21 protein-coding genes are annotated in these 19,844 nt (G+C 69.6%); 16 read left to right on the top strand and 5 right to left on the bottom strand.

Annotation, left to right across the window (positions count from 1 at the left end; all coding sequences use genetic code 11):
• Positions 1-95: 95 nt before the first annotated feature.
• Positions 96-572, bottom strand: a complete 477-nt coding sequence (locus ACIRG5_RS34820) for a hypothetical protein (RefSeq protein WP_402912844.1) — start codon at positions 570-572, stop codon at positions 96-98.
• Complete coding sequence (locus tag ACIRG5_RS34815) at positions 572-2,005, bottom strand: helix-turn-helix domain-containing protein (RefSeq protein WP_402912841.1); 1,434 nt, start codon at positions 2,003-2,005, stop codon at positions 572-574. Before ACIRG5_RS34815 ends, ACIRG5_RS34820 begins: the two co-directional genes overlap by 1 nt.
• Positions 2,006-2,394: 389 nt before the next feature.
• Between ACIRG5_RS34815 and ACIRG5_RS34810 the strand changes: the two genes are divergently transcribed.
• The 4 genes from ACIRG5_RS34810 to uvrC all read left to right on the top strand — a co-directional run bounded on the left by ACIRG5_RS34810 (position 2,395) and on the right by uvrC (position 5,815).
• Positions 2,395-2,889: a hypothetical protein gene (locus ACIRG5_RS34810; RefSeq protein WP_093601255.1), complete on the top strand. Its 495-nt coding sequence runs from the start codon at positions 2,395-2,397 to the stop codon at positions 2,887-2,889.
• A gap of 9 nt (positions 2,890-2,898) precedes the next feature.
• A complete protein-coding gene (locus tag ACIRG5_RS34805) occupies positions 2,899-3,297 on the top strand; it encodes a Rieske (2Fe-2S) protein (protein WP_402912838.1) in 399 nt (132 codons plus the stop codon).
• A 106-nt stretch (positions 3,298-3,403) separates the two neighbouring features.
• Positions 3,404-3,871 carry a Rieske (2Fe-2S) protein gene (locus ACIRG5_RS34800; RefSeq protein WP_402912835.1) on the top strand — a complete coding sequence of 156 codons (468 nt, stop codon included), beginning with the start codon at positions 3,404-3,406 and terminating at the stop codon, positions 3,869-3,871.
• 42 nt (positions 3,872-3,913) lie between these two features.
• Positions 3,914-5,815, top strand: a complete 1,902-nt coding sequence (gene uvrC / locus ACIRG5_RS34795) for an excinuclease ABC subunit UvrC (protein ID WP_402912832.1) — start codon at positions 3,914-3,916, stop codon at positions 5,813-5,815.
• Between the two features lie 76 nt (positions 5,816-5,891).
• Here uvrC and ACIRG5_RS34790 read toward each other — a convergent pair whose 3' ends face one another.
• On the bottom strand, positions 5,892-6,245 hold the full coding sequence (locus ACIRG5_RS34790) for a hypothetical protein (protein ID WP_402912829.1): 354 nt from the start codon (positions 6,243-6,245) through the stop codon (positions 5,892-5,894).
• Between ACIRG5_RS34790 and ACIRG5_RS34785 the strand changes: the two genes are divergently transcribed.
• The 4 genes from ACIRG5_RS34785 (at position 6,244) to whiA (ending at position 9,878) form a co-directional block, all read left to right on the top strand.
• Positions 6,244-6,804, top strand: a complete 561-nt coding sequence (locus ACIRG5_RS34785; RefSeq protein WP_402912826.1) for an HD domain-containing protein — start codon at positions 6,244-6,246, stop codon at positions 6,802-6,804. The genes ACIRG5_RS34790 and ACIRG5_RS34785 overlap by 2 nt on opposite strands.
• A gap of 265 nt (positions 6,805-7,069) precedes the next feature.
• Entirely contained in the window at positions 7,070-7,927 is an 858-nt protein-coding gene (gene rapZ, locus ACIRG5_RS34780; RefSeq protein ID WP_167971916.1) for an RNase adapter RapZ, read from the top strand.
• A gap of 5 nt (positions 7,928-7,932) precedes the next feature.
• Positions 7,933-8,901: a uridine diphosphate-N-acetylglucosamine-binding protein YvcK gene (gene yvcK, locus ACIRG5_RS34775; RefSeq protein ID WP_402913332.1), complete on the top strand. Its 969-nt coding sequence runs from the start codon at positions 7,933-7,935 to the stop codon at positions 8,899-8,901.
• Positions 8,892-9,878, top strand: coding sequence for a DNA-binding protein WhiA (whiA, locus tag ACIRG5_RS34770; RefSeq protein WP_402912825.1), 987 nt, complete (start codon positions 8,892-8,894; stop codon positions 9,876-9,878). The genes yvcK and whiA overlap by 10 nt, the downstream gene beginning before the upstream one ends.
• Before the next feature lie 11 nt (positions 9,879-9,889).
• On the opposite strand, the gene ACIRG5_RS34765 is transcribed toward whiA, so the two are convergent.
• Positions 9,890-12,238 (bottom strand): ATP-binding protein, encoded by a 2,349-nt coding sequence (locus ACIRG5_RS34765; RefSeq protein WP_402912823.1) that lies wholly within the window; start codon positions 12,236-12,238, stop codon positions 9,890-9,892.
• Between the two features lie 90 nt (positions 12,239-12,328).
• On the opposite strand from ACIRG5_RS34765, the gene ACIRG5_RS34760 reads away from it, so the two are divergent.
• From ACIRG5_RS34760 to ACIRG5_RS34735, 6 genes are all read left to right on the top strand, one after another.
• Positions 12,329-12,535, top strand: a complete 207-nt coding sequence (locus tag ACIRG5_RS34760) for a hypothetical protein (protein ID WP_402912821.1) — start codon at positions 12,329-12,331, stop codon at positions 12,533-12,535.
• 115 nt (positions 12,536-12,650) lie between these two features.
• The gene (gene gap, locus ACIRG5_RS34755; protein WP_086667356.1) at positions 12,651-13,655 is read left to right on the top strand and encodes a type I glyceraldehyde-3-phosphate dehydrogenase; all 1,005 of its coding nucleotides are present in this window, start codon (positions 12,651-12,653) and stop codon (positions 13,653-13,655) included.
• Between the two features lie 17 nt (positions 13,656-13,672).
• Positions 13,673-14,866 (top strand): phosphoglycerate kinase, encoded by a 1,194-nt coding sequence (locus ACIRG5_RS34750; RefSeq protein WP_402912817.1) that lies wholly within the window; start codon positions 13,673-13,675, stop codon positions 14,864-14,866.
• Positions 14,866-15,654 carry a triose-phosphate isomerase gene (tpiA, locus tag ACIRG5_RS34745; protein ID WP_319979185.1) on the top strand — a complete coding sequence of 263 codons (789 nt, stop codon included), beginning with the start codon at positions 14,866-14,868 and terminating at the stop codon, positions 15,652-15,654. Before ACIRG5_RS34750 ends, tpiA begins: the two co-directional genes overlap by 1 nt.
• Before the next feature lie 94 nt (positions 15,655-15,748).
• Complete coding sequence (gene secG / locus ACIRG5_RS34740; RefSeq protein ID WP_319979186.1) at positions 15,749-15,991, top strand: preprotein translocase subunit SecG; 243 nt, start codon at positions 15,749-15,751, stop codon at positions 15,989-15,991.
• Positions 15,992-16,057: 66 nt separating this feature from the next.
• Positions 16,058-16,402: an RNA polymerase-binding protein RbpA gene (locus ACIRG5_RS34735; RefSeq protein ID WP_319979187.1), complete on the top strand. Its 345-nt coding sequence runs from the start codon at positions 16,058-16,060 to the stop codon at positions 16,400-16,402.
• A gap of 72 nt (positions 16,403-16,474) precedes the next feature.
• Here ACIRG5_RS34735 and ACIRG5_RS34730 read toward each other — a convergent pair whose 3' ends face one another.
• Positions 16,475-17,338: a hypothetical protein gene (locus ACIRG5_RS34730; protein WP_402912813.1), complete on the bottom strand. Its 864-nt coding sequence runs from the start codon at positions 17,336-17,338 to the stop codon at positions 16,475-16,477.
• Positions 17,339-17,447: 109 nt separating this feature from the next.
• Between ACIRG5_RS34730 and ACIRG5_RS34725 the strand changes: the two genes are divergently transcribed.
• Positions 17,448-18,164, top strand: a complete 717-nt coding sequence (locus ACIRG5_RS34725) for a hypothetical protein (RefSeq protein WP_402912810.1) — start codon at positions 17,448-17,450, stop codon at positions 18,162-18,164.
• Positions 18,161-19,771: a serine/threonine-protein kinase gene (locus tag ACIRG5_RS34720; protein WP_402912808.1), complete on the top strand. Its 1,611-nt coding sequence runs from the start codon at positions 18,161-18,163 to the stop codon at positions 19,769-19,771. Before ACIRG5_RS34725 ends, ACIRG5_RS34720 begins: the two co-directional genes overlap by 4 nt.
• The last annotated feature ends 73 nt before the right edge of the window (positions 19,772-19,844 follow it).

Below are 19,844 nucleotides of genomic sequence, written 5' to 3'. Positions count from 1 at the left end.
TCGTGATCAAGCCGGGTGGGCGCGGCTAGGCCTGTGGGGGGAGTTGGTCCGGTTGCCGACGAACTTCCCTCACTCGGCCTAGCCGTCTCGGCTCGTCAGGACTTCCTGCGCGCCTCGTCCGGCCACACGACCTCGATCGGCACCCCGGACGCCCGCGCCTGCTCCACCACGTCCGCCGTCCCGCCCTTCCCCTGGGCCGGCACGCCGTCCCACACCGCCACGAGCACCTCCACCGACGCGAGCATGCGCTCGTTGGCCGCCACGTAGGCCAGGCGCCCGCTCGACATGTGCGGCAGGACGCTGACCACCGTGGCGGCGGCGCGCAGTTCGTCGTAGTCGGCCACCTGGTGCGGCTTGAGGCGGTCGCGGTAGTCCAGGGCCGGGAGGACGACCTCCACCTGGCCGCCGAGTGCCAGGACGGCGCGGGCGAACACCTGGTCGGCGCCCGGCGCCAGGCAGGTCACGCCCACCAGGTCCGTGTCCAGCCGGGTCAGTGCCTCCGTGATGGCGGCCTGGACGGCGGGGACGCACTCGGGGACCAGGTTGCTGTGGCCGGTGATGCCTACGCGCATCAAGCGGTCCGGATCGCTCTGATCGCGTCCCTGGTGTCCTGCACGGCGGGGATGTGGCGGTGCCGTGCCGCTTCCTTGGCGAAGTCCTCCAGCTTGCGCAGGACTCTGCCCGAGGAGAGCTTCGCCGCCGTCGGCAGGACCTCGTTGATCAACCCGCACGCTGCCTCCGGGTCTCCCGCGACCATTTTGGTGCGCGCCAGTCCGATCACGTCGAATGCGCGGTTGCGCACCTTCGACGGGTCTCGCAGTTCCAGGGCGCGCCGGATGTGTTGTTCGGCGAACACGGCCTGGGTCGGATCGTGCATGGCGAGGTCGCGGCAGCGGGCGCCGATGACGCCCTCCAGCTCGGCCTCGTCGAAGCTGTGCAGGTAGCGGGGCTCGCCGTCGGCGTCGCGCTGGGCGAAGCTGTCCTGGGCCATCCCCACGGCCTGGTGGAACTCCCGCGTCCTGCCCATCTGGGCGTAGGCCCAGGCCTCGCGGGTGAGCAGTAGGGCCTTGAGGGTCGGCGTGCCTGTTCGGCGGGTGCCGTACTGGCCCAGTTGGACCAGCTCCAAGCCGTCCTCAGGGCGGCCCAGGTCGAACATCTGCCTCGCCATGGCGGCCAGGCACAGGGCCGCGAAGCCGTCGTTGTGGCCGGCCTTGGCCATGCGGACGGCCAGCACGTAGTAGCGCTGGGCCGCGTTGTGCAGACCCGCGTCGAACGACATGCTCGCGGCCACCTTCGACAGTTCGGCGCCGATGAAGAACGCGCGTTCCGTCGTCGGGCCGGACGGTGCCCTGCCCAGGCGTTCGGCCAGCTCGTCGAGCTGCCCCAGCACCGCCTTGCGGGCCAGTCCGTAGCCACCGCGGCCTCCCCAGCCGCGCAGGCCGTCGGCCACGCGTTGCAACGCGAAGAGCTCCTCCTCGCTGATCGCCGAGTGCGACGACCACTTCGACAGGTTCTGCAGGGGGTGCAACCACCGCTGCAGCGGTTCGACCAGTGCTGACCCCACCGTCACCGCGGCGGCTCCGGTGAGCGCCGCTCGTCTGCTGATCGCCAAGTCGCTCCTCGCCGTCTCCTCGACCGAACGGGCAATGCTCGTCGCCTCCCACGGGGCGGCGAGCACGTCTGGCGGGCCCGTGATGGGGGTGCCCACCTGAGCTGGGATGACGACTCGGTCGAACCACAGTCGTTCGCCCGGAACACCGAGCACCACCGCGAAATGGCGCAGCCGGTCGAGGCGGTCGATCTGGTTCTCGCCCGACTCGTAACGCGAGAGCTGCGCCTGGCTTATGCCGAGCCACGCCGCCATGCGGTCCTGCGTGACCCTGCTCAGGTGCTGGGGGTGATGCCGGTACGCGGAGATCAGCGCGCCCATGTCGCGGTCGATGCACGCCGCCGCGATCGCGGGATGGTCCCAGAAGTCGTTGGGGACCTCAGGTGGTCCGTGCACGTCCGCACGAGCGTTGCGGCGGCACCGGTGACACAGCCGATCGGAGTTGTCGGCGGCGATGAACGCCCCACACGGGCAAGCGCGTCTGGATTTGGGTCTCGATCTCGCTGCATCCATCGGCCTCGCCCCCGTCACTGAGCGTTTTCCCAGTGTACGGACGTGTGATCGTCAGTCCATCCATCTCATGCATAAGACGTAATGGATTCGCGTGTCGCAGTCCTGGTGCCCCCGTGCGGCGGATGAGCTTCATACGTCCGCTGCATGAGGCTCATGCACCAGGCGAGTGGTGTTGGCGGGAAGTGAGAAGCACCCTGCACAACGTCAGGCCGCGGGTCGATCCCCGTGGCGTGGCCAGTGCCTGACCCACCCAACGGGGAGGACAACCGCCGATGAGCCTCACGACCGCGGAAACCGGTACGGGTAGTGCCGGTATCCCACAGAACAGGGGACACGCACGCGCGATCGGGGAAGCCGTCGCCGGCTACCGGTTGCTCGGCTGGCAGGTGACCGTCACCGAGCAGGGTGTGTTCCTCCCACTAGGCCCCGCCACGACCGCACTGGCGATGCCGGCGCGGATCGGGTCACGGGTGCTGGCCGACCTGAAGTCGCGCATGCTCGCCGGACCGGTCACGGTCATCCCCGGCCCCCGCGAGCACTGGATCTTCCTCGCGGAGCTGGTGGCGTTGCTGCCCACGCACCTCAAGGCGCCGCCGGAAGTGCAGTTCGTGCGCTCGCCGCACCGGATCGCGCTCCCGCCCACGATGACCAGGTACGGATCGCTGCGCTGGGCGAACCCGCCGTCGCACTCGCGGCACTGGTTCCCGCCGTTCACCGCCGTGCTGGCACTGGCCCGGCAGGCCACCGCGGAGGACCACCGCCGATAATCGGTGCTCGTGGATCGTCGATCAGTGTTGTTGTGTGGGCTCGCCGCCGCTCTGAGCGCCTGTGGCGAGCCCGCTCCTCGCAAGACGGGTGGTGCCGGGACCGCCCGGCCGGGGGATCGGGTCGTCGCGGTCTCCTCGGTGCCCGAGGGCGGTGGCTTGCTGGTGGACATGCCCGGCAACGCCCAGCTGTTGGTCGTGCAACCCCGACCGGGTGAATTCCGCGCGTTCAATCCCGCGTGTCCCCATGTCGGTTCCCTGGTGAATCCTCCCGCGGGCGGAGTCATCACCTGCCCGTTGCACGGGAGCGCTTTCGACCCATTGAGCGGCGCCGTCCGCAAAGGACCTGCGACTTCGGGACTGACCGAGGTCGCCATCGCTCGTTCCGGCGATGAATTGGTGCTCTCCTGAGACCTGTGCATTTGCTGTGCATTGGGCGTCTGAATGAACTCTCACTGACCGTTCCGCGTAATGCTGTGGTGTGACCCCGAACACCCACCACCACGGAGGATCGGTCGTGAACACCGAAAGCCTGGTCAGCAGGCGGGCGGCGCTCTGCGGAATCGCGGTTGCCCTCGCGGTGCCCAGCGGACTCGTGACCGCCTGCAGTTCAACGGGTTCTTCCACGGGCTCGTCTCCCACCTCTGCCGGAGGGTCGGAACCCACGTCGGGAGCCGCCGGTTCGGCTGGGACGGCCCTGGTCGCGCTGGCCGACGTGCCCGAGGGCGGCGGCGCCGTCGTCGACGCCCCCGGCGGTCGCAAGATCGTCATCGCGCGCATCTCCGCCACCGAGGTCAAGGCGTACGACGCCTCGTGCCCGCATCAGGGTTCCGTGGTCGCGGAACCCGCCGGCGGCACCATCACGTGCCCTTCACACGGCAGCCAGTTCGGTGCTTCCGACGGCTCGGTGAAGAAGGGGCCGGCGACGTCCGGTCTCCGCGCGGTCGCGGTGAAGGTCGACGGCGACCAGGTGGTCCTGACCTGACCCTTTCTGTTTTTGTCGGACCACGTCGATAGTCTTGACGGCGTGGCAGATCCCTCGACGTACCGCCCCGCGGTGGGCACGATTCCTGAGGCTCCCGGCGTCTACAAGTTCCGCGACGCCGGTGGCCGGGTCGTGTACGTCGGCAAGGCGAAGAGCTTGCGCAGCAGGCTGAACTCCTACTTCGCGGATCTGGCCGGGCTGCACCCGCGCACCCGCCAGATGGTGACGACGGCGGCCTCCGTCGAGTGGACGGTCGTCACCACCGAGGTCGAGGCGCTGCAGCTCGAGTACAACTGGATCAAGGAGTTCGATCCGCGCTTCAACGTCCGGTACCGCGACGACAAGTCGTATCCGGTGCTGGCCGTCACGTTGCACGAGGACTACCCGCGGCTGCACGTGTACCGCGGCCCGCGCAAGAAGGGCGTGCGCTACTTCGGCCCGTTCGCGCACGCCTGGGCCATCCGCGAGACGCTCGACCTGCTGCTGCGCGTGTTCCCGGCGCGTACGTGCTCGGCAGGCGTTTTCAAGCGGCACAACCAGATGGGCCGCCCGTGCCTGCTCGGGTACATCGACAAGTGCTCGGCGCCGTGCGTGGGCAAGGTGTCGGCGGACGAGCACCGCGACATCGTTCTCGACTTCTGCGACTTCCTGGCGGGCAAGACGGACAACATGGTCCGCCGCCTCGAACGCGAGATGCTGCAGGCGTCGGAAGAGCTGGAGTTCGAACGCGCCGCACGCCTGCGTGACGACCTGGGAGCGTTGCGCCGCGCGATGGAGAAGCAGGCCGTCGTGCTCGGCGACGGCACGGACGCCGACGTGATGGCGTTCGCGCAGGACGAGCTCGAGGTCTCGGTCCAGGTCTTCCACGTGCGTGGCGGCCGGGTGCGCGGCCAGCGGGGCTGGGTGCTGGACAAGGTCGAGGCCGTCGACGACGGCGCGTTGGTCGACCAGTTCATCATGCAGTTCTACGGCGACAACACGGAGAACACCCCGCGCGAGGTCCTCGTGCCGGTGCTCCCGGACGACGCCCCCGCCCTCGAAGACCTGCTCTCCGAACAACGTGGTTCGCGCGTGGCCCTGCGCGTCCCGCAACGGGGCGACAAGCGCGCCTTGATGGAAACGGTGGCCCGCAACGCCTCCGAAGCCTTCGCGCAGCACAAACTCCGCCGGGCGGGCGACCTGACCGCCCGCTCCGCGGCGTTGCAGGAGATCCAGGACGCGTTGGCTTTGGACACCGCGCCGCTGCGCATCGAGTGCATCGACATCAGCCACGTCCAGGGCACCGACGTGGTGGCCTCCCTGGTCGTCTTCGAGGACGGTCTGGCCCGCAAGGCCGAGTACCGCCGCTTCGCCCTCCGCGAAGCGGCGACGGAAGGCGACGTCGCCTCCATCGCCGAGGTGGTCCGCCGCCGCTTCCAGGCGATGCTGCGCGAAACGGCGTCCGGCGGCCCGAACCCGGGCATCGACCCGGACACCGGCAAGCCCCGCAAGTTCGCCTACCCGCCCAACCTCCTGGTGGTCGACGGCGCGGGCCCCCAGGCCGCCGCGGCCTCCGACGTCCTCACCGAACTGGGCATCACCGACGTGGCCGTCGTCGGCCTCGCCAAGCGCCTCGAAGAGGTCTGGGTCCCCGGCGAACCAGACCCGGTGATCCTCCCGCGCAGCAGCGACGGCCTGTACCTGCTGCAACGAGTCCGCGACGAGGCCCACCGCTTCGCCATCGCCTACCACCGCCAGAAGCGCTCGAAGCGCATGACCACCTCCGAACTCGACGAGGTGCCCGGCCTCGGCGAGACGCGCAAAGCCGCGCTGCTCAAGCACTTCGGCTCGGTGCGAAAGCTGCGACAGGCCACAGTGGACGAGATCAGCGACGTTCCCGGGGTGGGGCGCCGCACCGCTGAGGCCGTGGTGGCCACGTTGGCCTCGGCGGGCGGCAAGTCCTGATGGCTTGGGAACCGGGCCGGCGAGTGGAGGCCGAGGCCGCCGGAGTCGCGAGCACCGCGTCGGCGTTGGACGGCGGTCACGGGTCGCCCGGCTCGGACCTGCCCGCGAGCACGCCGCTGCTGACTGACGGCTCGCCGACTGCGGAGGAGGGCTCGCCGGGCACTGCTGGCTCGCCGAGCGCTGTCGGTTTGCCGGGCACTTCTGGTTCGTCGCGGGCTGCCGGTTCGCCGAGCGCTGTCGGTTTGCCGGGCACTTCTGGTTCGTCGCGCATTGCCGGTTCGCCGAGCACTACCGGCTCGTCGCGAACTGGGCGCGTGGTGTCTGAAGAAGGCTCGCCGTCGACGAGCGCGGAGTCGCCGCCCGCGAGAAGCAAGACCGCTGCGGAGAGCGCGGTGTCGGCGAAAGCCGAGTCGCGGGCGCGGCGCGCCATGACCGAGGCCGTGGCGCTGCGCCCGCTCCCGTCCGCCGCGGAGACGCTGCTGTCCGACCTGCAGGCCCCGCCTCGCCTGGTGGCGCACCTGCGGGCCGTGCACGACGTGGCCTGCGAACTCGTCGCGTGGGTCGGGCGGCACCACCCGTCGGTGGCCGTCGACCAGGCCGCGGTGCTGTTCGGCGCGGCCACGCACGACATCGGAAAGGTGTTGCACCCCACCGAGTTGTCGGGTCCGGGCTCGGCTCACGAGTCGGCGGGGTACGAGCTGCTGCGTGCTCGCGGGGTCGAGGAACGGCTGGCCCGCTTCGCGCGGACGCACGGGTCGTGGACCGCGGACGGCGTGGGGCTGGAAGACCTGCTGGTCAGCCTCGCGGACAAGGTGTGGAAGGCCAAGCGCGTCCCGGACCTGGAGCAGCTGGTGACCGAGCGCCTCGCGGAGGCCGCGGGCCTGCAGGCGTGGGAGGTGTTCATGGCGCTGGACGACGAGCTGGACCGGATCGCGTCAGGCGCCGACGCGCGGCTGGCGTTCCAGTCGAGCTACCCGGTCGCGGGGTGACGCCTCTCATCCTTCTCACCAGCCGCAGCGGTCACTTTCGTCCTGCGGGTGCCCCGCGAACCGGGCGAGGATCGTGACCGCGGCCACTGCGCGGCCGTGTCGACCGTCGAACCTGCCGCGCGCGAAGGCCGTTCCAGTGGAGACTGCACGCCGGGCGTGTCGCGACAGGAGCGCAGCCCAGCACACAGCTTGCCCAAACGAGAGCGCCCAGCAGCGCTCATGAACAGGTAACGGAGTCGTAGTCGTGAACGCGGAGAAGTCCGGCATCGAAGTCGCCGTGGTGACCGGGCTGTCCGGTGCGGGCCGCAGCACCGCGGCCAAGTGCCTGGAGGATCTCGGCTGGTTCGTCGTGGACAACCTGCCGCCGGAACTCATCGCCACCATGGTCGAGCTCGGCGCTCAGGCGCGCGGGGCGATCACCAGGGTCGCGGTCGTCATGGACGTGCGGAGCCGCGCGTTCACCGAGGACCTGGCCGCCATCATCAAGGACCTGGACGCGCGTGGGTACAAGCCGCGCGTGCTCTTCCTCGAAGCCACCGACGACGTGCTGATCCGCCGCTTCGAGGCGGTGCGCCGCGGTCACCCGATGCAGGGGGACGGGCGGCTGCAGGACGGCATCGAGGCCGAGCGGATCCTGCTGACGCCGCTCAAGCAGGAAGCCGACCTGGTGCTGGACACGTCCGCGCTGAGCATCCACCAGCTGCGGGCCAAGATCGAGGACACGTTCGGCACAGAGGCAGCGACCCGCACGCGGGTCACGGTGCTGAGCTTCGGGTACAAGTACGGGCTGCCGATGGACGCCGATCTCGTCATGGACGTGCGCTTCCTGCCCAACCCGTTCTGGATCCCGGAACTGCGCGAGCAGACGGGTCTGGATGGTGAGGTGCGCAACTACGTGCTGTCCCAGGAGGGCGCTGACGAGTTCCTTGATCGGTACCACGAGCTGCTGAGGCTCATCGGTGCCGGTTATCGGCGTGAGGGCAAGCGCTACCTGACGCTCGCGATCGGCTGCACCGGCGGTAAGCACCGCAGTGTGGCCCTGAGCGAAGAGCTGGCCGCGCGGCTGGCTAGCGAGGACGGCATGGCCGTGAAGGTCGTGCACAGGGATCTGGGACGTGAGTGACGAAGTTGAAAGCTGTTGCTTTGGGTGGCGGACACGGGTTGCACGCGACGCTGACCGCGCTCAGACGGGTCACCGACGACGTGACGGCCGTGGTGACCGTCGCGGACGACGGGGGCTCGTCGGGGCGGCTGCGGCGGGAGCTTGAAGACCTGCTGCCGCCGGGTGACCTGCGCAAGGCCATGGCGGCGCTGGCGGGACAGGACGAGGCCAGCCAGCGCTGGACGTCCCTGTTCAAGCACCGCTTCGGCGGCACGGGGGCACTCGCCGGCCACGCGGTCGGGAACCTGGTGATCGCCGGGCTGCTCGAGCAGCTCGGCGACCCCGTGGCGGTGCTCGACCTCACGAGCCGGCTGCTCGGCGTCCAGGGCAGGGTGCTGCCGATGTCGAACGATCCGCTCGACATCGAGGCGGACGTCATGGGCCTCGACGAGGACCCGACCGACGTGCGGCGCATCCGGGGGCAGGTCGCCATCGCGACCACACCCGGCCTGGTGCAGCGCATCCGGCTGACAGCCCCGAACGGGCGACCTGTCGGCTGTCCGGAAGCAGTACAGGCTGTACTTGACGCCGATGTCGTGGTACTCGGCCCCGGATCGTGGTTCACCAGCGTGTTGCCGCATCTGCTGGTGCCCGATCTGCTTGACGCGCTCGTGCACACGCGGGCCAAGAAGGTCCTCGTGCTCAATCTCGTCCCCCAACCGGGTGAAACCGCTGGTTTCTCTCCGGAGCGGCATTTGGACGTAGTCTGCGAACACGCACCCGAGCTGAAGGTGGACGCGGTGATCGCGGACGTCGACTCGGTCCCCACCCCGGACCGGCTGACGCGCGCCGCCTCGGCACTGGGTGCGCGTACGCATCTGGCCAAGATCGCCGCACCGGACGCCGCTGAGCGGCATGATCCGGAGGCACTGGCCGGTTGCCTGAGGCAAGTGGTCGAGGAGACCGGAGTGGGAGGGACAGGCCCGTGGCGATGACGTCGGCGGTCAAGGACGAGCTGAGCAGGCTCGCGGTATCCAAGACCTGTTGCCGCCGCGCGGAGGTGTCCTCCCTGCTCAGGTTCGCCGGGGGCTTGCACATCGTGTCCGGCCGGGTCGTCGTCGAGGCCGAGCTCGACCTGGGTTCCGCGGCCCGCAGGCTGCTCAAGGAGATCCAGGCGCTCTACGGCCACCACGCCGAGGTCTTCACGATCCAGTCCAACGGCCTGCGCAAGGGCACCCGGTACGTCGTCCGCGTGGTCAAGGACGGCGAGGGGCTGGCCCGCCAGACCGGTCTGCTCGACCCGCGGGGCCGCCCGGTGCGCGGCCTGCCCGCGCCGGTCGTGTCCGGTGGCGTGTGCGACGCCGAAGCCGCGTGGCGTGGTGCGTTCCTGGCGCACGGCTCGCTGACCGAACCCGGTCGCAGCTCGTCGCTGGAGATCACCTGCCCCGGTCCCGAGGCGGCGCTGGCCCTGGTCGGCGCGGCCCGCAGGCTGGGCATCTCGTCCAAGTCGCGCGAGGTCCGCGGGGCCGAGCGCGTGGTGATAAGGGATGGCGACGCCATCGGGGCGATGCTGACCAAGCTGGGCGCGCACGACAGCGTCATGGCGTGGGAAGAGCGCCGGATGCGGCGTGAGGTCCGTGCCACCGCGAACAGGCTGGCGAACTTCGACGACGCGAACCTGCGCCGTTCGGCCCGCGCGGCCGTCGCGGCGGCGGCACGAGTCGCACGGGCGCTTGAGATCCTCGGCCCGGAGGCGCCGGACCACCTGGCCGCCGCAGGGCAGCTGCGGCTCGCGCACCGTCAGGCGTCGCTGGAGGAACTGGGCCAGCTGTCCGACCCGCAGATGACCAAGGACGCGGTGGCAGGCCGTATAAGGCGTCTTCTGGCCATGGCGGACAAGCGGGCCAAGGACCTGGGACTGCCGGACACCGAGTCCGCGGTCACGGCGGACATGCTCGAAGCCGAAGTCTGAGCAGCAGCGGTCTAGGAGGTGTGCCGGCCCGCCCACACGGCGAGCTGAGCCCGCGAGCGCAGTCCGAGTTTCGACCGAGCGTGCGTGACGTGTCGGGCAACGGTGTGCGGTGAGATTCCGAGCCGTTGCCCGATCTGCCGGTTCGTCAGCCCCTCCGCCACCAACGTCGCCACGTGCCGTTCGCGCGCGGAGATCACCTCGTCGGACTCGGCGAGCGGCTGCGCGGTCAGGGCGTAGGAAATGGCCTGTGCCAACGACATCCGCTCGCCCGTCGACTCGGCTGCCCGCAGCCGTGCGGCGGTGATCCGGTCGCGGCAGACGGCCCGCGCGTCGTCCAGCAGGCCCTGCCAGTACGGCTCGGCGCGGAACGCGTAGCGGGTGCGGACGACGGACGCCGACGTCAGCAGCGAGAGCGCGCGTTCGTCGTCGGAACCCACGCCGACCAGCCCGAGCGCCAGCCCCTCCAGGTCGTAGAACTGGTCCATCGGGTGCTCGGACCCCACCTCCAGGCTTTCCCGGAACAGGTCGACGGCCTCCGGAAAGCTCTTGCGCGCCAACGCGATCGCACCCGCGCTGTGCAGGATCGGGTTCAGCATGTGCGGCAGGCCGATCAACCGCGTCAGCGTCAACGCCTCGCGCACCAGCGGCGCCGCCCGGTCCGCGAAGCCGTGCTGCAGCAACGTCCAGCCGTAGGAGTTCAGCAGGATGGCGCGCGCGAGCCGGTCGTCCGAGTCGCGCAGCAGCACGGCGGCCTCGTCGAACAGCTGCCAGGCCACCGCGGGATCGCCGGTGTGGGCCTCGGCGGAGGCGAGCACCTCCAGCGCGCGGGCCGTCGTGCCGGGACGGCAGGCGTCGGCACGTTCGATGGCCAGGGACTCCTCGGCGAACCGGCGGGTCACGTGCCAGCCGCCGCGCACCCGGTGGTGCATCGCGGCCAGCACGGTGAGAGCGCTGCGGTACGCCTGCGGCATCGGCCGGGTCAGCGCCTGGTGCAGCAGCTCGGTGGGGGCGCCCCGCGGTCCGCGCGGGGTCGAGGTCCAGGCCGTGGCGACGATCGTGAGGGCGTGCCGCGGCCAGTCGCCGGTGTCCGCGGTCCTGGCCACGGCCAGTTCGAGCAGGCCCACGTTGCGGTCCAGACGCAGCACGACCGGCGGCGACGGGAAGAACGACGAGATCTCCGGCTCCACGAGCGAACACACCCACTCGACCACGCGGTCGGCCACAAGAGAGACATCTCCGTGCGCGATAGCGCGCTCATGGCAGTAGAAGCGCACTGATTCGAGCTGACGGAACGTCGTGTGGCCACCGACCCGATCGACGACCAGCAGCGACTTCTGTTCGAGGCCGGTCAGCAGCTCCAGGGCGTCGGGAACACCGCAGACCGCGCTCGCCACCCCGAGGTCGAACGGCACGCCCAGCACCGCGAGCCGGCGCGAGGCGGCCTGCTCCTCCTCGGACAGCAGGTCGTAGCTCCAGCCGATCGCGGCCCGCAGCGTGCGGTGCCGGTCGTCGGCGGCGCGCGGCCCACCCGTCAGCAACGCGAGCCGGTCGCCCAAACGGGCAAGGACGTCGGCGGGAGACAGCACGGTGATGCGCCGCGCGGCCAGTTCGATGGCCAGCGGCATGCCGTCCAACGACCGGCACACGGCGACGACGTCGGCGACGTTCGACGCGTCCACCTCGAACGAGCGGTCCACCGAGACGGCACGGTCGCGGAAGAGCACCACGGCGTCGTGACGCAGAGCTTCGGCGAGGTCGGCGTCCGCGGGCGGCAGCTCCAGCTCGCCGACCGCGAAGACCTGTTCCCCGGCCAGGCGAAGGGGCTCGCGCGAGGTCACCAGCACGCGCAGCCGGGGGCAGGAGGCCAGGAGCTCCGTCACGACGTCGCCGACGTCGAGCAGCAGGTGCTCGCAGTTGTCGAGCACGAGCAACGGCCGCCGGTGCTGCTCGATCTCGGCGATGACGGCGTCGAGCACCGACCGGTTCGGCAACGGGTGCGCGCCGACCGCGTGGTAGATCGCCTGGGTGGCGTCGGACGCGGGCGCCAGCGCCGTCCACCACGTCTGATCGGCGCGTCTGCTCACGTGCTGGACGGCCAGCCTGGTCTTGCCCGCGCCCGCCGGGCCGACCAGCGAGACGAGCCGGTCCGTGGCGAGGCGCGCCAGCGCGGCCAGTTCCTCGCGGCGGCCGACGAAGGTGTCGAGCGGCGCCGGCAGCGCCGTGTCATGCGGGGAGTCGTCGCGTGCCGAGCTGCGTTCGCGGTACGCGCGTTGACGGCAGGCGTTGGAGCAGTAGCGTCGGCCCGCGACCGCTTCGGTGAGCGGGTTTCCACATGTCACGCAGGCGGCATTGGCCGTCATGAACGATGACCGTACCGGCGCGTAACGGTCCGTAACACCCGCTGTTTCGGGGTATTGAAGGGTCCTTCCGAAGGTCGACAGGATCCCTGCATGACAGCGCAGGCCAGACCGTCGAACCCGCTCGTGCCGCCCCAGGACCGCCTCGTCGTGGACGAGTGGCTCGACCGCATCACCGCCGTGGTCGGAAGAGACGCGAAGGAGACCGGTCCGGAGGCTTGCCGCACCGCCGCGGAGGCGGCAGAGGAACTGAGCGCGTACCTCTGGATGCTCCGCGCCCTGCGCCGCCGAACGGCCTAATCAGGACAGGTTTTTCTGGCTCGATCAAGAGATACTCACTATCCCTGTGACCAGGGACGCAGTTCGGCAGATAGGGTGGGCTTGTTCCTACCAAGCTGAACGCAAGGAGTCAGTCGTGACGGTTCGTGTAGGTGTCAACGGTTTCGGTCGCATCGGGCGCAACTTCTTCCGCGCCGTGAGGGCCGGCGGCCACGACATCGAGATCGTCGCGTTCAACGACCTCGGTGACGTCGCCACGATGGCGCACCTGCTGAAGTACGACAGCATCCTCGGTCGTCTGGACGCCGACGTGCAGGTCACCGACGAGGGCATCTCCGTCGACGGCAAGGTCATCAAGGCCCTCGCCGAGCGCAACCCGGGCGCTCTGCCCTGGAAGGACCTCGGCGTCGACGTCGTGGTCGAGTCGACCGGCTTCTTCACCGACGCCACCAAGGCCCGCGCGCACGTGGACGAGGGCGGCGCCAAGAAGGTCATCATCTCCGCGCCGGCCAAGAACGAGGACCTCACCGTCGTCATCGGCGCGAACGAGGACAAGTTCGACGGTTCGCAGACGATCATCTCGAACGCGTCCTGCACCACCAACTGCCTCGCGCCCCTGGCCAAGGTCCTCAACGACAGCTTCGGCGTCGAGCAGGGCCTCATGACCACGATCCACGCGTACACGCAGGACCAGAACCTGCAGGACGCGCCGCACAGCGACCTCCGCCGTGCCCGCGCCGCCGCGCTGAACATCGTCCCGACCTCCACGGGTGCCGCGAAGGCCATCGGCCTGGTGCTGCCGGAGCTCAAGGGCAAGCTCGACGGCTACGCGCTGCGCGTGCCGATCCCCACGGGCTCGGCCACCGACCTGACCGTCACGCTCAAGCGCGAGGTCACCGTCGAAGAGGTCAACGCCGCGTACAAGGCCGCCGCCGAGGGCCCCCTGGCCGGCATCCTCAAGTACTCGACGGACCCGATCGTGTCGGCCGACATCGTCACCGACCCGCACTCGTGCATCTACGACGCGCCGCTGACCAAGGTCATCGGCAACCAGGTCAAGGTCGTCGGCTGGTACGACAACGAGTGGGGCTACTCCAACCGCCTCGCGGACCTGGTCAAGCTCGTCGCCTCGAAGATCTGAGCAGGAGCGAACAGTCAGTGAAGACTCTCAGCGACCTGCTCGCCGAGGGTGTCGCGGGTCGGCGCGTCCTGGTGCGCGCCGACCTGAACGTCCCCCTCGATGGCGACAAGATCACCGACGACGGCCGCGTGCGCGCGTCGGTCCCGACGATCAAGGCACTCGCCGACGCGGGTGCCCGCGTGATCGTCACCGCTCACCTCGGCCGTCCCAAGGGCGAGCCGGACCCCAAGTTCTCCCTGGCTCCGGCCGCCGCTCGCCTCGGTGAGCTGCTCGGCACCGAGGTCGCGCTCGCGAGCGACCTGGTCGGCCCGTCCGCCACCTCCGTGGTCGGCGCGCTCACCGACGGTGGCGTCGTGATGCTGGAGAACGTCCGCTTCGACGCCCGTGAGACCTCGAAGGACGACGCGGAGCGCGAGGCACTGGCCGACGAGCTCGCGGCGTTCGCGGACGCGTTCGTGTCCGACGGTTTCGGTGTCGTGCACCGCAAGCAGGCCTCGGTCTACGACGTGGCGAAGAAGCTCCCCGCGTACGTCGGCGGTCTCGTCGAGGCCGAGCTCAAGGTCCTCAAGAAGCTCACCGACGACCTGGAGCGCCCGTACGTCGTGGTGCTCGGCGGCGCGAAGGTGTCCGACAAGCTCGGCGTCATCGCGAACCTGCTGGCCAAGGTCGACCGGCTGCTCATCGGCGGCGGCATGGCGTACACGTTCCTCAAGGCCCAGGGCCACGAGGTCGGCACGTCGCTGCTGCAGGAAGACCAGCTCGACCAGGTCAAGGGCTTCCTCACCGAGGCCGAGAAGCGCGGCGTCGAGCTCGTGCTGCCGGTCGACGTGCTGGTCACGGCCGAGTTCGGCAACGTCGAGCACGACGTCGTCGGCACCGACTCGATCCCCGCCGACAAGATGGGCCTCGACATCGGCCCGAAGTCGCGCGAGCTGTTCGCGTCGAAGCTCGCCGACGCCAGGACCGTGTTCTGGAACGGCCCCATGGGCGTCTTCGAGATCGAGACCTACGCCGGTGGCACCCGTGCCGTCGCGGAGGCCCTGGTCAAGTCCGAGGCGTTCACCGTCGTCGGCGGTGGCGACTCGGCCGCCGCGGTGCGTGCGCTGGGGCTGCCCGAGGACGGCTTCTCGCACATCTCCACCGGTGGTGGCGCGTCCCTGGAGTTCCTCGAGGGCAAGGAACTCCCCGGCATCAGCGTTTTGGAGTCCTGATGGCAGCCCGGCTCCCGCTCATCGCGGGCAACTGGAAGATGAACCTCAACCACCTCGAGGCGATCGGTCTCGTGCAGAAGATCGCCTTCTCCCTCCCGGAGAAGTACTTCGCCAAGGTCGAGGTGGCCGTTCTTCCCCCGTTCGTCGACATCCGCAGCATCCAGACGCTGGTCGACGGCGACAAGCTGCTGATCAAGTACGGCGCGCAGGACATCTCGCAGCACGACTCCGGTGCCTACACCGGTGAGATCTCCGGCCCGATGATCAAGAAGCTCGGCTGCCACTACGTGGTCGTCGGGCACTCCGAGCGGCGCGAGTACCACGGCGAGACGGACGCCATCGTCAACGCCAAGGTCAAGGCCGCGCTGAAGGTCGAGGTCACCCCGATCTTCTGCTTCGGCGAGAAGCTCGACGTCCGCGAGGCCAAGGGTCACCTGGAGCTGGTGCGCCAGCAGCTGGAGGACGGTCTCAAGGGCTTCACGGCCGAGCAGGTCGCCAAGATCGTGTTCGCCTACGAGCCCGTCTGGGCCATCGGCACCGGTCGCACCGCCTCCTCCGCCGACGCGCAGGAGGTGTGCTCGCTGGTCCGCTCGTTCGTCGCGGAGAAGTACGGCGAGGAGACCGCGGCCGTCGTCCGGGTGCTCTACGGAGGTTCGGTCAAGTCGTCGAACATCGGCGATCTGATCGGGCAGAAGGACATCGACGGCGCTCTCGTCGGCGGTGCCAGCCTTCAGGCCGACGAATTCACCAAGCTGTGCGCATTGGCTGCCGGCGGGCCTCTACCCTAAGTTGATCTGGATAAACCCTTAACCCCACTGGTTGCACACGTTCGGCAGTCGAACAGGTACTCTATGGCGTCGGCTGCCTGACAGCGAGGAAGAAATGATCCTGTTCCTGCAGATCCTGTTGATCGTCTCCAGCGTGCTCCTGGTGCTGCTCGTGCTCTTGCACCGCGGCCGTGGTGGCGGCCTTTCTTCGCTGTTCGGCGGCGGTATGCAGTCGAGTCTGTCCGGTTCCTCCGTTGTCGAGAAGAACCTCGATCGCCTGACTCTGTTCGTCGGTGCGATCTGGATCATCGCCATCGTGGGCATCGGACTCCTGATCAAGCTGCCTCCGTCAGCCTGATCAACCGTTCAGCGGCAGAAGCCCTCCGGGGCTTGGAGTAACCACTTGGTGGGGGTGTAACGGTCGATGTCCGGTGGTAACGCGATTCGCGGTACCCGCGTCGGCGCAGGCCCGATGGGCGAATCGGAACGCGGCGAGTCCGCGCCCCGTCGTCGGGTGTCGTACTGGTGCGCGAACGGTCACGAGTCCCGGCCTTCCTTCGCGGTCGAAGCGGACGTGCCGGAGAACTGGGACTGCCCGCGCTGCGGCCTGCCGGCAGGTCGTGACGAGCAGACGCCACCCGCGCCTCCGCGCAACGAGCCCTACAAGACGCACCTTGCGTACGTGAAGGAGCGGCGCTCCGACGCGGACGGCGAGGCGATCCTCGAAGAGGCTCTCGCCAAGCTGCGCCGTCAGCGTGAAGTGCCGTAAGTTCGGCTCGGATCCTCCCAAACGCGAAAGGCCCCCTCATCCTGCGGAGAGGGGGCCTTTCGCGTTTCTCTTTTATCGCCGCAGTCCCGAGAACTGACGGCGCAGCATCGCGGCACCGACGAGCAGGAAGAACAACAGCACCACGAGCGTGCTGGTCGTGCCGCCGGACGAACTCGACAGCGTCACGTCCACGTTGCCCACGAGCACGATGCCGCACTCCGCGCGCACCTTGTGGCGGCCGGGCTCGATGCTCGCGAACTTCACCGGCGACCGGAAGGTGCCGTTCTCGTCCGCGGTCGTCTTGCCGACGTCCTGGCCCAGCGACTTCAGCGTCACGTTCGCGCCCTTGGGGCAGCCCGTGCCGGTGGCGGTCAGGTCGTCACCGGGCTGGATGTTCTCCTTGTCCAGGATCAGCACGCCGTCGTCGGGGTTGGTCAGCGCGTCGGTGGACGAGGACGGGGTCTCCGAGGACGACGACGGGGTGGTCGTGGTGGTCGTCGTCCCGGGAGTCGTGGTGGTGACGACCGGTGGACGCGTCGTCACGGGCGGATTGGTGACCGGCGGGTTCGTCACCGGCGGAACGGTGACGGGCGGCTTGGTCGTCGTGGTGACCGGTGGCGGCGGCACGACGACGCGCAACGCGGTGCCCGCGCTGCCGCACTTCGTGTTCGTCGACCGGGCTTCGAGCTTGTGACTACCGGCGGTGGTGCCCGCGGGCACGGTGGCCCCGACCGAGCCGCTGGAGGCCGAACCCGCGGTCGCGATCTGGGCGCCGTCGAGCGTGAAGATGATGCTGACGGCGCGACACGTGACGAATCCGCCCCAGGAAATGGTCACGGGGCCGCCTGCTGTGGCAGGCTGCGGCGCCGCGGTCACACTGGGCGGCTGCTGGGCCGAAGCCGGTGTGGCGACCAGCACCGTAACACCGGCCATCATGGCCACGAGTAAGCCTAAAGACCGCATTCCCTCTCCCCGGATCAGAACCTAAGGTGCGCTAGTGAGACGTCGCATGGCCGGTGCAGGTTTACTGCTGTGGTGCGGAATTATGCTGCTTCCCTCGGCGGCCCTCGCGCAGGACGGGTCTGTGATCCTCGAGGCCGATGTGGACGGTAGGCCGGTTGGAGTAGGGAATCTCGTTCTGGACCCGTCGCAGACCGCCAAGGTCTCCGTCACGGTCCGCAACAACACGACCACCGTGCAGCGCGTGAAGACCGTGCGAATCAGCGGCACCGCGCTGGCGTTGACCTTCTTCTCTTACGACACAACGGTTCCGTTCGACGTGCCGGCGAAGTCCTCGGAGACCCGGTCGTTCCCGCTGGAGCCCACCGACCTCGGCTCGCAGGCGATTGGTCTCCTTCCGGTCACAGTTGAGGTCATCGACGTCCAGAGGGAGAGCATCGCCTCCGTCGAGACGACCGGAGACGTCAAGGGCTCGCTCTGGTCGGTCTACGGCGCGTTCGGTCTGGGCGTGCTCGTGCTGACCGGGCTGTCGTGGGCGGGGGCGTTGATCGCGCTGGCCCGCCGCCGGCTGCCCCCGAACCGGTGGCAGCGCGCCATGCGGTTCCTGCCCGCCGGGATCGGGACCGGGCTGGTCGCGGTGATCTCGTTGTCGGTGCTGCGGCTGGTGGCGCCGTCGCCCACGGCCGAGATCCCGTTCGTCGTCGGCGCCGCCGCGGCCGCGTTCGTGCTCGGCTACCTGACGCCGCACCCCGGTGAGCGGCGTGATCCGTCCGATGTGGATACCGTGAGGATTCAACGGTGATTCAGTCCAGTGTGGTCGCCGCGCTGCCGCAGTACGCCGTCGGTGAGCAGATCGGCGAGGGCGGCATGGGTGTCGTCTACGGCGGTGTGCACCGTCAGCTGGGGCGTCCCGTGGCGATCAAACGGCTGCCGCACGCCGTGGCCGAAGATCCGCGGATGAGCGAGCGCTTCGAGCACGAGGCGAGGCTGCTGGCCCGTCTCGACCACCCGCACATCGTGCCCGTCTACGACTACGTACGGCAGCAGGGCGAGCACCTGCTGGTGATGGAACGGCTCGACGGCGGCACGGTCTGGTCGAGGTTCTCCGGCGACGGCCTGACCGCACAGCAGTCGTGCGGGATCGTCCTGGCGGCGCTGTCCGGTCTGCACGCGGCGCACGAGGCCGGCGTGCTGCACCTCGACGTGAAGCCCAAGAACCTGCTCTTCACCTCCAACGGCGTGGTGAAGGTGGCGGACTTCGGCATCTCCCAGGTGGTGTCGGAGGGCGCGACGCTCGTGACGCACGGTGGCGCGGTGCTCGGCACGCCCGCCTACATCGCGCCGGAGCAGGCGATGGGCAACGCGCTGTCGCCCGCGGCCGACGTCTACGCGACCGGCACGATGCTCTACGAACTGCTGTGCGGCGACCTGCCGTTCGAACGCGGCGGCGGCCCGATCGCGATGATCCAGAAGCGGGTGTTCCAGGAGCCGCGGCCGGTGCCGAAGGTGCCGGAACCCCTTGCGGGCGTGGTGATGCGCAGCATCGCGCGGGAGCCGGAGGCGCGCTACCGCAACGCCGAGACGTTCGCGATCGACCTGGCCGCTGCGGCGGGCCACCTGTTCGGTCCGGACTGGCTCGTGCGCCTGGGCATGCCCGTGCACCTCGCACCGCAGGTGTCAGCGTCCTCCACGCGTCCGTCGCTGCGGCCCGTGCCCGAACGCGAGACCGTCACGCTCACGGGGCAGCGGATCCGGGCCACGCTGGTCGACCCGATCCCCGCCGCACGGCTGAGCGGCAGCAGCACGCTGGTGCCTGCCTCGGAGGTGATCAGGCCGCCGTCGAAGCCGTGGGCGTTGTGGCTGGTGGCCGTTCTCGCGTTGATCGCGATGGCCGTGGTGCCGTTCGTGGCGACCGGCACCCCGCCTGCCACGACCATCGAGCTGGACCTTGCCGATCCCGTGAAGGTCGAGGGCACGCATCTCGTCGTGACGGCGGCCGGGATTCCGCTCGCGGACGTGCCCGAGCGCGCGCCGGAGGGCTTCGTGCTGCCGGGTGCGGCGCGGTGGATCATCGGCGGCGTCGTGACGGCCCGGGTGGACGACGGGGCGCCGTTCCTGCTCAAGTCCAGCCAGACGCCGTGGCTGAGCCTGATGGGCACGGGCTCGGCGTTGCTGCTGCTCTTCACGTTCGCGTACCTGGAGTCGAACCTGCGGGCGTTGCGGCGGCGGCAGACCGGCATGGCGGCGGTGATCGCGTCGGTGCCGCTGGGGCTCGGCCTCGGCCTGTCCGTGTGGCTGCTCGTGTCGGTGCTGCTGGAGCACGAGCCAGCGATGCCGATCGCGCTCACGTGCGGTGTGCTCGGCGCGGCGGCGGCACTGAGTGCGTCGCTCGCTTCCAAGCCCGCCTGATCGAACGCGACAGTTCGCCCCTGGCGGGCGTTCTCTGAGAAGCAGTGCTTCTGAGAGAACGCCCAGTCAGGGG

This window comes from Lentzea sp. NPDC102401, from assembly GCF_044765805.1.
In the GTDB taxonomy this organism is placed as follows: domain Bacteria; phylum Actinomycetota; class Actinomycetes; order Mycobacteriales; family Pseudonocardiaceae; genus Lentzea; species Lentzea sokolovensis.
This window is presented reverse-complemented; position numbering and strand designations above follow the sequence as displayed.

Excerpts from the sequence above, each read along its gene's own strand:
- ACIRG5_RS34725 (WP_402912810.1), top strand. The coding sequence starts at position 17,448 with ATGCTGCTTCCCTCGGCGGCCCTCGCGCAGGACGGGTCTGTGATCCTC.
- ACIRG5_RS34760 (WP_402912821.1), top strand. The coding sequence starts at position 12,329 with ATGACAGCGCAGGCCAGACCGTCGAACCCGCTCGTGCCGCCCCAGGAC.
- secG (WP_319979186.1), top strand. The coding sequence starts at position 15,749 with ATGATCCTGTTCCTGCAGATCCTGTTGATCGTCTCCAGCGTGCTCCTG.
- ACIRG5_RS34790 (WP_402912829.1), bottom strand. The coding sequence starts at position 6,245 with ATGGCGCGCCGCGCCCGCGACTCGGCTTTCGCCGACACCGCGCTCTCC.
- ACIRG5_RS34820 (WP_402912844.1), bottom strand. The coding sequence starts at position 572 with ATGCGCGTAGGCATCACCGGCCACAGCAACCTGGTCCCCGAGTGCGTC.
- tpiA (WP_319979185.1), top strand. The coding sequence starts at position 14,866 with ATGGCAGCCCGGCTCCCGCTCATCGCGGGCAACTGGAAGATGAACCTC.
- ACIRG5_RS34785 (WP_402912826.1), top strand. The coding sequence starts at position 6,244 with ATGACCGAGGCCGTGGCGCTGCGCCCGCTCCCGTCCGCCGCGGAGACG.
- ACIRG5_RS34810 (WP_093601255.1), top strand. The coding sequence starts at position 2,395 with ATGAGCCTCACGACCGCGGAAACCGGTACGGGTAGTGCCGGTATCCCA.
- ACIRG5_RS34765 (WP_402912823.1), bottom strand. The coding sequence starts at position 12,238 with ATGACGGCCAATGCCGCCTGCGTGACATGTGGAAACCCGCTCACCGAA.
- ACIRG5_RS34730 (WP_402912813.1), bottom strand. The coding sequence starts at position 17,338 with ATGATGGCCGGTGTTACGGTGCTGGTCGCCACACCGGCTTCGGCCCAG.
- ACIRG5_RS34735 (WP_319979187.1), top strand. The coding sequence starts at position 16,058 with ATGTCCGGTGGTAACGCGATTCGCGGTACCCGCGTCGGCGCAGGCCCG.